Raw genomic sequence first — 15241 nt, 5'->3', positions numbered from 1 at the left:
TGAAATTAGAAAGAAATATGACTGATGCAATAGGGTCAAGCCATCTCTACCGAAGTAGATAAATTGGAGATTTTATAAGATATTGATTTTCAGTTTGTTTTATTTTGATGTATATAAAAATACCGTATTTTTCCCGTATATACGGGAAAAATACGGTATTGTAAAATTATAGATAATTGCTTATAGGTGTGTATATAGAGCCTCTATAACTAGAATAAAAATGTACCTTTCATATAATGGAAAATGTATAGATTTTATTTTGAAAATATGTAATATAAATGAGGTTTATCAATCTTATGTATACAAGAAATATTCTCTAACAACACTTTTATCTCAATGAAATTATATCCGTCCCTTTTGTTATTCTTTGTTACTTACATTTCATGGAGCCAGGTTCTACATAGCAAAGATGCGATTATGGATAAACAAGCTAAAAATGCTATTCGAAAAGCTGAGAAATACATTGATTCATTACAAGCCAAACAGGATATTCCAGGTATTTCTATCTGTATTGGCAACCGGGAAAGAATTCTCTGGGCACAAGGGTTCGGTTATGCCGATCTGGAAAACGTGATAGGTGTGACTACAAAATCCCGTTTTCGTATTGGATCTGTATCTAAAGCTCTAACCTCCCTGGCAATGGCTAAGTTGTTCCAACAAGGCAAGCTGGACCTGGATGTTTCGATTCAACGGTATACTACTGTTTTTCCTGAAAAGAAATATCCCGTTACAGCTCGCCAACTGGCTACACATACGGCTGGCATTCGGCATTATAGAGCCACAGATCCGATTAATTGTCCTAAACGGTATGAAAAAGTTACAGATGGACTTGTGATTTTTAAGGATGATAGTCTTTTGTTTAAGCCAGGAACAGGATATAGTTATTCATCCTATGGGTACAATCTCTTAAGTGTAGTAATAGAAGGAGCAAGCAAAACTGACTTTATCACCTATATGATGCAGGAAGTATTTACTCCATTGGGGTTAAAAAGTACGATGGCTGATTATAGTGACAGTATTGTTGCTAACAGAGTACGTTTTTATGAGCATTCTGACAAAAAGCTGATTAATGCACCTATGGTTGACAATAGTTATAAGTGGGCTGGTGGAGGATTTTTATCCACTCCAAGTGATTTAGTTACGATGGCTACTAAAGTGTTGAATGGGCAGTTTCTGGATAAGAAAACTGTAGATATGGTATTTACTTCACAGAAATTGCTTGATGGAAAAGATACACAATATGGTATGGGATGGCGAATGGGAACCGACTCTAAAGGCCGTCATGTAATTCATCATGGTGGAGTGGTGGAAGGCGGAAGAACATTTGTATTACTATATCCCGATCAGGGAATTTATCTGGCAATCACTGCCAATATGAGTGGAGTTTCTATTAATCTAAAAGAAGGTGAAGCCATTGCCAGCTACTTTTTAGAATAATACCAGGGTAGATATGACGTATATTAACTATTGTAAGAAACTAATCTTTATGTAGCTTTGAGTTTATATTTTGGTATGATATGCAGGCAACTTTGATTGAACTTACAAGTGACAATTTTACGGATCTGGAGAAAGCTGATACCGCCTTGTCGTTTCGTTGTTTTATTGACTATTTACGAAAGAAAGTAGAGACAGAAAAAGAAGTTCGAAATACTTTTTTGACTCAGGCCCTAGCTAAACTGGATGCGAATCCATTGTTGGCAGAGCCTGTGAGTCTTTCTGATATTCCGAAAATCCAGGAAGAGCTTGAACTCATTGTTACACTATTGTTGCCTGCCTTATCTGAAGAAAATGAGCATTTGGCTTTGGCTACTCCATTACGGCCACAGATTTTCTTTGGGACAGACACCTTTTATTCTTTGGTAAGAAGTAGCTTTACCGGAAAGCCCAGAAATGAAGTAATAGAAACTATCACCACAAAGGAGACGGAGAAAATCAGAATGAAGATGGTGTATTCCCTAATACTGGAAAAAGTATATGGAATACCTTCATTGTTTAAAGCTGAAATAGTATTTGGAGTTCCAGATGAAGAAACAAGCTTGATTAGTTACTTTCGAATCAATATTGACACCCGTTTTCTGGAAGTAAAATCAAAAAGCCCTGTATCACAGCAGGATATCATGGCATTGCTGAATGAGACAGATGGAAAAGACTTTGATAAGCAGAAATTGAAGAATTTCCTTCCTCTTTCCGAGTTCTTTTTTTCAGGCTTTTCGGTACTTACGCTTACCGATATTACCGGACAGCAATCTATTGAAAATATCAAGAATGCTATTATTCATATGCATCCGGGTGACTCGAATGAGTATTATAGAAAGGAAGTCGTAAGTGCATTGAAGGTTCTCATTCGAAATAATACAGTAGAGTTTGGCATACTTCCCTTTTTTCGGATTAATAATAAACTTGTTCTTACAGAAGAGAATATCCAGTATAATGTAATGGTAAAGGCTTTTGCCCGAAAAGGAGAAATTGAACTTTTACCAGGGATGCTAGAAGAGTATGTAAAAAAGCCTAAGATTGTTTTTTATACTCGAATGATGGAAGAAAATCCAGATAACGTCTATATGAAACACTTACTGGAAAATAATATTGAATCTTATGCTTTGCTACCTGTCTATAATGGACAAGATATGGTAGGTATACTCGAATTGTATTCAAAACAAAAGGATAGTATTACTATTTCCGCTTTGGCGAGGTTGGATGCGGCTATGCCTATTTTAGCTCAGTTCCTACAACATACAATTGATGGTTTTAACAGAAAGATTGAAGAGATTATAAAAAACAGATTTACCTCACTGCAATCAGCCGTTGAATGGAGATTTAAAGAAGAGGCATGGCGTTATTTTATGTATAGTCAGGAGCATAGTCTGAAAGAATATACAGACAAGATTATATTCAAAGAGGTATACCCTCTATATGGTGGAATTGATATCCGTAATTCCACTATAGAGAGGAATGAAGCTATGGTTGCTGACCTGATTGTGCAGTGTCAGTTAGTAATTGAGATTCTAAAAGAAATAAAAAAGCAAGTCTCAATACCTATTGTAGATAGTCTGACTTTCAAGTGCTCCACCTGGATACAGGCAATAGAAACCAAAACAGTCAGAGAAGATAATATTCGTATCAGCGAATTTCTGGAAGAAGAGATCGTGCCATTTCTTACCTACTTCCACGAAAATAACCCAACGTTACGTCCTGTAATAGACTCATACTGGAAGGCAACTGACGAAGAAACGGGGATTGCCTACAAAAACAGGCGGATGCTGGAAACCTCCATGCAAACCATAAATGCTGCCATTAGCCAGCAACTGGACCAGTTTCAGGTCGAATTACAGGGAGCTTATCCTTGTTATTTTGAGAAGTTTCGTACAGATGGTATAGAATATGATATTTATATCGGACAATCTATCACTCCCAACAAGCCTTTCAATACGCTATATCTTAAGAATATACGATTGGGACAATTGAATGTAATGGTCTCCATTGCCCGTATGACACATCGTTTATTGCCAAAACTGGAAAAACCATTACGCACTACCCAGCTTATTTTCATTCGTTCTGCTGCTATAGACATTAGTTTTAGAAACGACGAACGAAAGTTTGATGTAGAAGGAGCCTATAATATCCGATACCAGATTATTAAAAAACGAATTGATAAAGTCCACATCAAAAACACTTCCGAACGTCTTACTCAACCTGATACAATAGCTCTTGTATATCTGACTAAAAAAGAGGAAACAGAATATCTGGAATACATTACCTATTTGCAAAATCTTGGCTTGCTGGAAAATAAGGTAGAGTTTCTGGAGCTGGAAGAACTTCAGGGAGTATCCGGATTAAAAGCGCTTCGAGTGACTGTTGTATTAGAAGAAGCTTCTATAAATATGATAGGACAAGTTATTTCTTCAGAAACTTACCCTATTGGGTAATGGAAGAAAATTCGTTTATTCCAATATTATTGGGTTGATTTACGTGAAACTACAATACTACCTGCTGCCATATCGTGCAAAGCTCTTCTGCGTTTGTTGTTATAAACTGAGATAAATGCAAACCATCCAAGAAATGTTTTGAGTGCAAACCGAATGATGGATTTAAAAAGAGGGATACGTTCTGATGGATAATCGTTGTCTCTGACACGTATACCTAACAGATATTGCCCCAATGTATTAAAATAGGTAATGCAGACAGGTTCATACAAAACAATTGTAAACATGAATACTACCCGTAGCCAAACTGGAAAATTCTCAAAGCTATCTGCAATCTGGGTAAAGATTACCATAAATAATATGACTACCAGTGCATCAATAACAGAAGACTGGATTCGTTTTAAAAGCGAAGGATACTCAATCGCTATTTCTCGAGTTTGCATAAATTGATAAGAGTATTATTTCTTGTGTCTTCTTATAAATCAAAGTTTTTGTATCATAGCATCGATAGCTCCTTTTACAGTAGGAAAGGATGTACATACACGTGGATCCATGATATTTCCTCCAAATCCGTTTTCTTCAGTAGACGCATCCTTTGCTATCTTAGTAAGTTTTTCTTTTTGGGCCACTGGTTTGGAGTCTTCAAGTGCCCATATACAGATAACCTGTGCAAATATATTCGTCTTTTTATCTTCAATCATTTTGAGTAGTGCTTCCTGAGCTTCTTTGGAATGATACCATGTTAAGGCCCTAGCTGCAGAAATCTGATTATGCATGTTTTCTGTATGATAAAGGAATGGCAATATAAGAGTATAATACTCGGTTAGCTGGAGATGATAAATAGATTCCAAGGCTACATGTTGTGCACAAAAAGTTGGAATCTCGTCTTTACTAAAGCCTGCGGGTTTCAATGATAGATATTTTTCGACATAGGATTTAATAAAGTTTTTATCATATGTCAACCCGTGATAATTATTGAATATAGCGGTCATTGTCTGTTCATATGTATCTGAGAGAACAATTGCTTGATGATAGCTATGACGATAGGTAGCATATACATTTCCATCTTTTAGAACTGCATAGCCCGAAGTGGGAGTTGCAATAGCCTGATTACCTTTGTCGTTTTTTTTTAGAAAAAAGTAACAACTATCTACTCCTTTAAAATAAAATTCAGGTCCTTCGTTACCTGAGCGGCTGCAAAGATGGAGGAGGTAAAAGCCTGTAATCTTTGTTTGAACAGGTAATTCTTTTCCTGCCAGATTTTTTAGAATTTTGATTTCTACTCCTTTTTCTGCGTCAAACGAAAGAACTTTGGCTAATACAAAACTGTCCGCTTCTCGTATGATCTTATCCTGCCAGGGTTCATCCCAGGTAGTAGCCATGGCTAAGAGACCAGTAAATAGAAAACCCATGAGAAAATAAATATTAAGTCTCTTCATAACTCTGAAAATAAATAGATGTTTTATAATACTAGACCTTGTTCCTAAATACAATATAGACACAGCTAAGACCTAGCAGTAGGATAGCTGCTGACAGATACGTTTTGAAAGAAGATAATTTGTTAATAGCTAAGGTTAGGGAGGAATCTTCTTCGACATGAAGCATTACTTGCAGTTGTTGATCTGTAAGAGCGTCTTTATCTAATTTTGTATTACTATCTTTGTGTAGCTGCTTAAATTTGAGATATCTTTTAGCAAGTAATACACTTCTGTATCCATAAGTATAAGCATCTGTATAGGTTCGTAATGCTTTGGTTACATCCTCTGTGAGGGCTTTGATGTTACCGAGTTGAAATAACAGGAAGGCAACAATGGGCTCTGGTGCTTTGACAAACATCATACGTTCATTTAGCTGATATGATATATGGTTACGAAGTTTTGTAAGCTCTTCAGTAGTTAAGGAAGATTTTGGTATTGTATCATTACCTAAGTCTGTTCCCAGCATAAATTGGCTCGTTAGATAGGATAATCCTTTTAACTTTACTTCCAGAATTTTCAAATGTAACCATTCTGAGCCATTATGTGATTTCGGGTTAAGTGTAATACCTTTCTGTATCCAGTAGTAAGCTGAGTCGTTCTTTCCAAGCAATTCATAGACTGTTCCTAAATTGGAAGCTGTTGTGTATAAATCAGGATGTGTCTTTTCTATAGCAGTAAATACATCTTTAGCTTCATTGTATCTTCCTAAATACATAAGTGTAACACCATAATCGGAATAGGCTTTTATCTCATGTATATATTTCCAAATACTATCAAGCTTTATTAAATCTGTTTCAAACTGCTTGATTTGCTCTGGATTCGTAAGGTCATATCCATTTGCTATTTCTATACCGCTTGTCTCGATTTTTTGACCATTTAAGAGCACATGGTATTCGTTGGCGCATGCACTTGTTGTAATATAAGATAGTAGAGTCAAAAGTAGTAGTAGAGTTTTTGGCATAAAGTAACAATATGTTTTGTGCTATTTATTCCAAAAAAAGAGTTAATGTAAACGTAGAAGGCTATATACAAAAGAGAAAATAAATTGAAAAAGAAAAGAAGAGTAAAACCTCATAAAACAAGTTTCCTTTGGGAAAGAAAGAGTTGGTCTCAATAGTGCTTTTTTGTATTTTTATTGTATGAAACACATATCGATATTAGTACCACAGGGAGCCATTCTGGGTAGTCTGGAAGGTTCTCGCCAGCTACTTACACAAGTAAATACATTTATGAAAGCCAGAGGCGCAAAGCCTTTGTTTCATGTTCAGTTAGTGGGGTTATCAAAGGAAACACCCTTAAGTGGCGGATTATTTACAGCCAATGCAGATATGACTTTTAGCGATGTGAAAAAGACTGATCTGATTATTATTCCTGCACTGGATGGTGATATTCAGGAAGCATTGGAAAAGAACAAGGATTTTATCCCCTGGATCAAAGAGCAATATACACAAGGTGCAGAAGTGGCAAGTTTATGCCTGGGAGCCTTTCTGTTAGCTTCCACAGGTTTGTTAAAAGGCAGAAAGTGTGCTACTCACTGGTTGGCTGCCAATCAGTTTCGTCAGTTGTTTCCGGATGTAGAGCTTGTTACTGAGAAAATTATTACAGATGAATATGGCATTTATTCCAGTGGTGGTGCTTTTTCCTATATGAATCTTATTCTGCATCTGATTGAAAAATATGCAGGAAAAGAGATTGCTATACTTTCTGCCAAGGTATTTGCCATTGAAATAGAAAGAGAAAATCAATTGTCGTTTACTATATTTCAGGGACAAAAGGAGCACGCTGATGAACCGATCCGAAAAGCGCAGGAATTTATTGAACAAAATTATCAGGAAAAAATTACGATTGAACAGCTCACATCGACTTTTGCCCTGGGAAGACGTAATTTTGAACGAAGGTTTAAGAAGGCGACCTCCAATACAGTAGTAGAATATATCCAACGAGTGAAAATAGAGGCGGTAAAAAAAGATCTTGAAACCAGTCGAAAAAGTGTAAATGAACTGATGTTTGATGTAGGATACTCGGATATGAAAGCTTTTCGGACAGTGTTCAAAAAGATTACCGGACTATCACCTGTAGAATACCGTAACAAGTATAATAAAGAGGCTGTTACTCTGTAAAATAAACAGGCTATAAGCAAAAATACCTCTGACATTCAGAGGTATTTTCATATATATGCGAAAATTATACTTGTAATGAAAATAAAATGTGTTAAGCTGCATTCCTATGACAATGCTCACTGATTTCGTCTTCCAACCCGCGGATAACATGGCAATCAATAAATGGAGAAAGATCATGTTGAGACTCTTCACAATAAATTCCCTCTATTTGTACATCTTCACAGGGGGAGGTATTCTGATCACCTGGGCAATAAGCAAACCAGAATTTTACTCTTAATCCTTCATACTTTTCAGAATACAATGTGTCAGTAATATCCAGAATTTTCATAGTGTTAGTTGGTGACCCTATATGGGTCTTTTCAAAAGAATAAATCGGTTATTTGTTTTATCCTACTGAGAACGTAATCGGCTAAAAATTAGATGGAAAGTTGTAGTTTTAGTGTGAAAAAAGGGTTTTGTTATATATGTTCCACCATATAAATATACTAAATAATCACGGATTTTACACTATATTTGCACGCCATTTTATATGGTTTGTACAACAATTTTTCATAGCTGAAAGACTGCTGAATCATGAGAATAACCATTACAGGAAGCCGTAACTGGACAGATGAACAACTACTGATCCAAACCCTGGAGCGGTATACCATCACAGAACTTATTCATGGTGGTGCTATAGGTGCAGATCTGATGGCTGCCAATTGGGCCAGAGGAAGGAGCATCAAAGTAACTGAGCGAAAGCCTGATTATGATACTCATAAAGCTACGGCTACCCATGTACGAAACACCGAAATGGTACAGATGGCTGATGGGGTAATTGCTTTCTGGGATGGAGAAAGCAAAGGAACTGCTTCTACTATTGAGAAGGCACAAAAAGCTGGTAAGCTGTTGCAGGTCGTAATGCCTGATGGCCCTTCAGAGGCACAGTTGAATTTATGGGAGTAAAGGTTATACTATAACAGACGAATCTGATTTGTGCAAAGTATACTTCTGTAGAAAGGAAGGTTCTGAATAGATTAACAATAGGATGTTATTGCCTGATGTCAGGTGGTAACATCCTATTGTTATTTAAGTGATTTATAAAAACAAGACATTACATAATTGAAAAAGATTCCAGAGTATCTGCATGATATCCTTACTCAATTTTCTAAACTATTTATAAGTGCCACTCCGTTCTGCCTGCACGATTTACAATATTTCTATTTATTTAAATATTACAACTATTGATACCTGTGTAAGGTATTTTATTGTATCAGAGTATATACTACTCTTGTGAAAGTTATATTTATTTCTGGATTAAACACAGGAAGTGAGTAAGATTCTGTTATTGGATTACAAGGTAGTATAAGATCTGAATATGTGTTGTCTATAAGTGTGGTAATTGGCTAAATAGTTGTTGATAATGAGTTAGTTGTACTTGTGCTTCAATAATGAGAAAAATCATTTAAAGTATAGATAGGTGTCATATAAGAAGTGAAAATTATCTCAGATATTTCCATGTGATTTTAAGAAGTAGTAAACGTCCAATTACATGAAGTAAATAACAGGTCTGATATTAATAGAAATGTAAGACAAAATTTTAAGAAGGTAGTATCTGTAATAGAAACAGATAAGGAGCACATAAATAATACACTTTCAAGTTCAACATACGAAATCTGTATCATTTATGTAGCGTAGAAGTAATACATATATGATAGAAGAAACTCGATTCTATCAATGAAGATACCATTAAAATTATAGAGCAACTATTCACAAATTTGTAAACTGATACTATATGTTATTACTACATGGAGGAATGACATTTGGCATGGTAGCTGGTTTAGTGACGCTAACTATGTTATGGTTTTTGTCTTTTATTATTTTAAGTCTTTCTGTATTTCGATTTGTGAAAAAAGAATTTCTGGAAGGTAAAAGATTACTGCTTTGGTTTGTTTTATTGTTGGTAGTAAGTTTTCCTATGGCAGCTCTGATTGGGGGTATCGTTGAATATCTTTAATAAAGGAAATTCGTCTGACTTGAGCAACAATAAATCAGATTAGTATATTTTCTATTGTAATCTATAAAAGAAACTGGGATGAAAGTCTGAATAGTTCAGACTTTCATCCCAGTTTCTTTTTATTTCATAGTCTCATTACATTAGACTGTTGGGGTTGGGTTGATTTTTTCTCAAATAGTTTACATTCAATGACACACTATCTCCGAGAATTAGGAAATATAAATTCTCTTTCCCGGCAGAGTTGCTACTGTACTCAATAAAATACAAACCAAAGTGGTATATTTACCATCCGATCTGAATAAGTCAGTCCGTCTTTTGGCTTCAGTATGTTACTAAAGCCACCAATCAAATTAGTTATGAAGGATATCCATATAGCATCTGTCTGCTTTACCCTTTTTTTTTGCCTCACGTTTACCTCTGCATTCTCGATTAATACTACTGATAGCTTGCTTCATGTACTAACGCGTCAGATAGAGGGAAGAGAAATTTACATCAGAGAAAAAGAACATCAGATTAACCAGCTTCGGGATATGCTCAGGCAAGAAGATATGTCCCTACAACAACAATTTAAACTATACAGCAAGTTATATACACATTATCAGTCATTTCAATATGATTCGGCATTTGCTTATGCTTTACGGCTTGAACAAAAAGCTCGTCAGTTGAATGATCCTGTGAAGATAGAATATGCTAAACTTAAAATCAGTTTTACTCTCTTGTCATCTGGTATGTATAAGGAAGCTTTTGATTCATTAAATGCTGTACATATTCAATATATGCCAGATAGTCTAAATGTAGAATATCATGTTCTCCAGGCTCGTGCCTTTCATGATCTGGCTACTTACAATGCAGATAAGTATTATGCCAGCTCATATTTGATTAAAGGAAATATGCATTTAGATTCAGCTCTAACTCACTTAGCTTCAGACAAGCCTGAATACGCGTATTTAAGTGGACTGAAATATTTTAAGGAAAAGAAATACGATGAAGCTATCAGAGAGTTTGTACTGGTTTTAGGAAAGTATCCACCCTCTTCACATGATTATGCAAAAACAGCTTCCTCATTAGCTGGTGTATACAGAGATACTGGAAATACGTCTCAGGCTATTGAATTATTATGTAAAGCGGCCATTGCAGATATACAATCAGCAATACAGGAGAATCTGGCATTGTTGAATCTGGCAGAACTACTTTATCAAACTGGCGATCAAACAAATGCCTATCTATTTATAAAACGGGCGCTGGCTGATGCTATTGCCTATGGCGCCCGGCAGCGGCAAACACAGGTAGGTACCATACTTCCCATTATAGAAGGAGAACGTTTGGTTACAGCAGAAAGTCAGAAAAGTAAACTGTTTGTATATGCCAGTATTGTTTCATTGCTATCGTTATTGGTAGTCATATTTGCGATTATTATTTTTAAACAGCTGAAACAGTTACGGATAGCCAAAAAGACAGTAACAGAGGCCAATCAAAGTTTGCAGGAAGCGAATGAAAAGCTCACTGAGGTAAATTTGATATTAAAACAAACCAATGACCACCTGATAGAAGCAAATAAAATTAAGGAAGAATATATTGGTTATTCGTTTAACATGTATTCAGACTACTTGAATAAACTGGAAAAACTCAAACAATCGGTTGAACGAAAGCTGCTCTCTAAAAAATACGAAGACATTAATCATGTGATAGATTCTGTTAATCTGAAAAAGGAACGAGAAAACCTGTTTCAAAGCTTTGATCAGATATTTGTTACATTGTTTCCCAACTTTATTACTGTTTTTAATTCGTATTTTGAAGAAGAGAATGAGTTTACAGCGAAAGAAAAAGGCTCCTTTAGTATTGAATTCCGAATTTTTGCCCTGATTCGTATGGGAATCCATGATCCTGAACAGATAGCCAAGATATTAGGCTATTCGATACGCACTATTTATAACTATAAAACCAAGGTGAAAAATAAGTCGTTTTTATCAAATGAAGAGTTTGAACAAAAGATTATGGAAATCAGAGCCTTCTGATAGTATAAATAGCTAGTATAGCTTTTATAACTATAACAGGATGTTGATTATATAAATCAGATAGTTTACTGGCTTTTGTTTTCAAAGTTTTATATAGTGGTTAACTCTCTCTGATAGCTGAAATTATACTTCGCAGGCCTATTATGGAAGAAGGCCTTGCCTATAGAGCTAAATTTGTATAGCTGTATTTGTACAACTTTATACATTACTTTCTGGTATCTTTCACTCGTTGATTTTACTAAAAAAAGCTTACAGAGTTCCTGTTTTTTCTTTCCAGACCTTTACTTTTTCTTTACTTTTTTTTACTTCTTTCACTTGAGTAAGTGATAGATTATCAATGTTTTGTTATAATCTATCTAGCTGATTTTTTTACTTTCTATATCTTAAAATTGAATTAGCTTCTCTATCTGTAGACCTTTGAGATACGGATGTTCGTTGATTTTAATCTCACCCAGAGAATAATGTAATCAGGCACATCACATACTTTCATAATTACCCCATCTGGTTTTTACAAATGTATTACGACAGAATGCGCGATGTCGGCACTGGGCTGGAATATGGAGTTTATACTAACTAAACTCTGATTCTGAAAATGTGTTGACATATCTATTTCCTTACACTTTAAAAAATATAACTATTCAAATTTTCTTTACTACATAATGAAGGATTTATTCTTACTAGTGTTACAGTGTACCTGCTGTACAACATCTGAAGTACCTGATGGAAAAGCCCAGCGAAAGAGACGAGGTATTGCTGGAATCTTCTCTATTCTGTTATTGCTCACGTTTTCAACTATCCCGGTATTGGCTCAAAATGATACCAGAATCAGTGGTACTATCACCAATGAGAATGGAGAAGCAATACCCGGTGTAAGCATTCGTATAAAAGAGAATGCACGCATAGGAACTGTTACCGATGTAAACGGGAAATATGAACTTTCAGTACCTAAAGAATATGTGGGAAGCAAACTGGTTATTTCGTATGTCGGATATAATACAGAAGAACTGGATATTGCCAATCAGACAACAATCAATGTTAAGTTGTTGCCCAATATCGAAACATTGGGAGAAATTGTTGTAGTAGGATATGGAACCCAACAGAAGAAAGATATTACAGGAGCAGTGGCTACAATCTCGTCTGAAAACCTGAACCAGGGGGCTGTAACCAATCCTTTGCAACAGATTGCTGGTCGTGCTGCCGGAGTTAACGTTTCTCAGACTGGTAGTGAACCAGGCTCTGCACCCAGTGTTCGGATACGTGGAATCACTTCACTGATAGGAGGAAATGACCCTTTGGTTGTGGTAGACGGAATTCAGGGAAATATGGATCTGTTGAATCAGGTTCCTCCCAATGAAATCGAATCCATTGATATACTTAAGGATGCTTCTGCTACGGCTATTTATGGATCTCGTGGTGCTCCTGGTGTAATTATCGTAACTACAAAAAAAGGAAAAGAAGGAAAGACGACTGTAGAATATAGTGCAACTGCTTCTGCTGATTTTATTCCAAGAAAATTAGATGTTTTAGGTGCAAATGAATGGTGGGAGCAAGCTCAGTTAAATGGTGTACCCGCCTCTGCCAATCATGGTTCTTCTACAGATTGGTATAACATCCTGACACGCACAGGAAATACACAGAACCATACCCTCTCATTTGGTGGCGGTCTGCCTACTTTTAGCTACAGAGCTTCCGTGACTGCAATTCTGCAAAATGGGGTGGTACTTAATTCCAGCAACCGAAAGTATATTGCTCGGGTACAGGCTACACAACGTGCACTGGATGATAAATTAACCCTGACTATTAATCTGAACAACGCTATTAATAATACAACAGGAAGTCCATCCAGTGTAAACAGAGCTGCATTTTCTACAAACCTGATTACTAATGCTTACCTGATGCGTCCTACTGATCCGGTTTACAATACAGATGGTTCCTATTACACAGATCCTAATGTGTTTGAATACTTTAATCCCTATGCTATTTCTCAGACTGTAGTAAATGAAGGGAAAAATAGTAATCTGTTTGGTAGTCTTCGGGCTGATCTGGAGATTGTAGATGGACTGACAGCCGGATGGTTTGGTAGCTGGCGAAAGACAGATAATACCTGGGGATATTTCCTTCCGGCAGCTTCTACAGTAGCAAGTGCAATTAATAACAAAGGAATTGCCAACATCACCAATAACCGGCAGGATGAGAAACTGATGGATATCAGTCTGAATTATCAGAAAAAAGCTGGGCAGCATATGGTAAATGGCCTTGCGGTATATGAGTGGCAAAACCAGACGTATCAGGGTAACTATGCGCAGGCTCGTGGATTTGTAAATGACATTGCCACTTACAATGCACTGCAGTTGGGAGATCTCTCCCGTGTACAACCGGGCGATATGTCATCCTATAAAAATGATCGTACATTGGTTTCTTTTCTGGGACGTGTTAATTATTCATTTGCTGATCGGTATCTGTTTACAGTTAGTTTTCGTAGAGATGGTTCTTCTGTATTTGGTAAAAATAATAAATGGGGGAACTTCCCATCTGCATCTGTTGCCTGGCAGTTACATCAGGAGTCATTCATGGCCGGACAAAAGCTGTTTGATCAGTTAAAGCTACGGGCAGGGTATGGAGTAACGGGTAATCAACAGGGATTGTATCCGCAAAACTCGCTTTCATTGGTAGGTGCTGCCGGAGTTACCTATTTTGGTGGATCACAGATTACCAACTTTACTATCACACAAAATGTGAATGAAGATTTGCGTTGGGAAACACGTAAACAGGCTAACATAGGTATTGACTTTGCCTTGCTAGATAGCCGTTTGAGCGGTTCGATTGATGCCTTTACTGCCACTACAGATAATTTACTTTTTAATTATTCTGTTCCTCAGCCTCCCTTTCCTTATGGAACCATTATCGCCAATGTGGGTAGCATTTTGAATAAAGGGCTAGAGCTTAGTTTAAGCTATCAACTGATCAAAACAGACAATACTACTTTAACCCTGGCAGGCAATGTGTCATTGCTGAGAAATGAAGTATTGGAATTGAGTGGAAGTATCAATGGAGTGCCTTTGAATACGGATTATGTTTCCTGGGGACCCAATTCGTTTTTGATTAAAGGAAAACCCATTGGAACCTTCTTTATCCTCCAGCATACAGGAAAAACTGAAAACAATGCTGAGACAGTAGCGGATCGTGATGGTAATGGTATTATAGACCAGGGGGTAAGAAGTCCTGACAGAGCATATGCTGGAAATGCGTTGCCTACACATACCTATGCATTTACCCCAACACTAAAACACAAAAATCTGGATGTAACTATGGTATGGCGTGGATCAGGTGGAAACAAGATTTACAATGGGCTACGTCAAAATCTGAGTCTGATGGAAAACATCGGGAAGGCCAATGTACTGAAGAGTGCGGTTGCAGACGGCATCTATACAACTCAATACGGTTCGGATCTATGGCTGGAAAATGGTTCTTATCTCCGACTGGATAACGTAACAGTAGGGTACACTATCCGTTCTGCCAGCCTCAAATACATTGATCATCTCCGAATTGCATTGACTGCAAACAACCTTGCCTTAATTACACGCTATTCAGGGGTTGATCCCGAATTGAATGTGAGTGGTGGAAATGGATTTGGAGGAGACAATGGAATCTATCCTCGTACAAGAAGCATTGCTTTGGGATTAAACGTAGTTTTTAAATAATGACGAAT

General features: G+C 36.6%; 11 protein-coding genes. 7 read left to right on the top strand and 4 right to left on the bottom strand.

All coding sequences use genetic code 11. The annotated features are described in order from the left end of the window. Positions 1-336: 336 nt before the first annotated feature. On the top strand, positions 337-1437 hold the full coding sequence (locus QNI15_RS04505) for a serine hydrolase domain-containing protein (protein WP_314002990.1): 1101 nt from the start codon (positions 337-339) through the stop codon (positions 1435-1437). Positions 1438-1529: 92 nt separating this feature from the next. Beyond that, the gene (locus QNI15_RS04500; RefSeq protein ID WP_314030744.1) at positions 1530-3926 is read left to right on the top strand and encodes a GAF domain-containing protein; all 2397 of its coding nucleotides are present in this window, start codon (positions 1530-1532) and stop codon (positions 3924-3926) included. A 26-nt stretch (positions 3927-3952) separates the two neighbouring features. Here the strand turns inward: QNI15_RS04500 and QNI15_RS04495 are convergent, their stop codons facing one another. Genes QNI15_RS04495 through QNI15_RS04485 form a run of 3 tightly spaced genes read right to left on the bottom strand, consistent with a single transcriptional unit; the run spans position 3953 to position 6362 of the window. After that, on the bottom strand, positions 3953-4366 hold the full coding sequence (locus QNI15_RS04495; protein ID WP_313986762.1) for an RDD family protein: 414 nt from the start codon (positions 4364-4366) through the stop codon (positions 3953-3955). Between the two features lie 39 nt (positions 4367-4405). Beyond that, positions 4406-5362, bottom strand: coding sequence for a HEAT repeat domain-containing protein (locus tag QNI15_RS04490; RefSeq protein WP_314030742.1), 957 nt, complete (start codon positions 5360-5362; stop codon positions 4406-4408). Between the two features lie 31 nt (positions 5363-5393). After that, a complete protein-coding gene (locus tag QNI15_RS04485) occupies positions 5394-6362 on the bottom strand; it encodes a tetratricopeptide repeat protein (RefSeq protein WP_314030741.1) in 969 nt (322 codons plus the stop codon). Between the two features lie 178 nt (positions 6363-6540). On the opposite strand from QNI15_RS04485, the gene QNI15_RS04480 reads away from it, so the two are divergent. Further along, the gene (locus tag QNI15_RS04480) at positions 6541-7521 is read left to right on the top strand and encodes a GlxA family transcriptional regulator (RefSeq protein WP_313986770.1); all 981 of its coding nucleotides are present in this window, start codon (positions 6541-6543) and stop codon (positions 7519-7521) included. 91 nt (positions 7522-7612) lie between these two features. Here the strand turns inward: QNI15_RS04480 and QNI15_RS04475 are convergent, their stop codons facing one another. Further along, positions 7613-7849: a hypothetical protein gene (locus QNI15_RS04475; protein WP_313986773.1), complete on the bottom strand. Its 237-nt coding sequence runs from the start codon at positions 7847-7849 to the stop codon at positions 7613-7615. A 245-nt stretch (positions 7850-8094) separates the two neighbouring features. Between QNI15_RS04475 and QNI15_RS04470 the strand changes: the two genes are divergently transcribed. The 4 genes from QNI15_RS04470 (at position 8095) to QNI15_RS04455 (ending at position 15233) form a co-directional block, all read left to right on the top strand. Next, positions 8095-8466, top strand: coding sequence for a DUF2493 domain-containing protein (locus QNI15_RS04470; protein ID WP_314002998.1), 372 nt, complete (start codon positions 8095-8097; stop codon positions 8464-8466). 829 nt (positions 8467-9295) lie between these two features. Next, on the top strand, positions 9296-9517 hold the full coding sequence (locus QNI15_RS04465) for a hypothetical protein (RefSeq protein WP_314003000.1): 222 nt from the start codon (positions 9296-9298) through the stop codon (positions 9515-9517). Between the two features lie 356 nt (positions 9518-9873). Next, positions 9874-11532, top strand: a complete 1659-nt coding sequence (locus tag QNI15_RS04460; RefSeq protein WP_314030740.1) for a DUF6377 domain-containing protein — start codon at positions 9874-9876, stop codon at positions 11530-11532. A gap of 659 nt (positions 11533-12191) precedes the next feature. Continuing rightward, entirely contained in the window at positions 12192-15233 is a 3042-nt protein-coding gene (locus tag QNI15_RS04455; RefSeq protein WP_314030739.1) for a SusC/RagA family TonB-linked outer membrane protein, read from the top strand. Positions 15234-15241: the final 8 nt, after the last annotated feature.

The sequence above is a fragment of the Xanthocytophaga flava genome, from assembly GCF_030068545.1.
GTDB lineage: Bacteria > Bacteroidota > Bacteroidia > Cytophagales > 172606-1 > Xanthocytophaga > Xanthocytophaga flava.
This window is presented reverse-complemented; position numbering and strand designations above follow the sequence as displayed.

Coding starts and splice junctions, on each gene's coding strand:
- QNI15_RS04505 (WP_314002990.1), top strand. CDS start 337: ATGAAATTATATCCGTCCCTTTTGTTATTCTTTGTTACTTACATTTCA.
- QNI15_RS04495 (WP_313986762.1), bottom strand. CDS start 4,366: ATGCAAACTCGAGAAATAGCGATTGAGTATCCTTCGCTTTTAAAACGA.
- QNI15_RS04490 (WP_314030742.1), bottom strand. CDS start 5,362: ATGAAGAGACTTAATATTTATTTTCTCATGGGTTTTCTATTTACTGGT.
- QNI15_RS04485 (WP_314030741.1), bottom strand. CDS start 6,362: ATGCCAAAAACTCTACTACTACTTTTGACTCTACTATCTTATATTACA.
- QNI15_RS04480 (WP_313986770.1), top strand. CDS start 6,541: ATGAAACACATATCGATATTAGTACCACAGGGAGCCATTCTGGGTAGT.
- QNI15_RS04475 (WP_313986773.1), bottom strand. CDS start 7,849: ATGAAAATTCTGGATATTACTGACACATTGTATTCTGAAAAGTATGAA.
- QNI15_RS04470 (WP_314002998.1), top strand. CDS start 8,095: ATGAGAATAACCATTACAGGAAGCCGTAACTGGACAGATGAACAACTA.
- QNI15_RS04465 (WP_314003000.1), top strand. CDS start 9,296: ATGTTATTACTACATGGAGGAATGACATTTGGCATGGTAGCTGGTTTA.
- QNI15_RS04460 (WP_314030740.1), top strand. CDS start 9,874: ATGAAGGATATCCATATAGCATCTGTCTGCTTTACCCTTTTTTTTTGC.
- QNI15_RS04455 (WP_314030739.1), top strand. CDS start 12,192: ATGAAGGATTTATTCTTACTAGTGTTACAGTGTACCTGCTGTACAACA.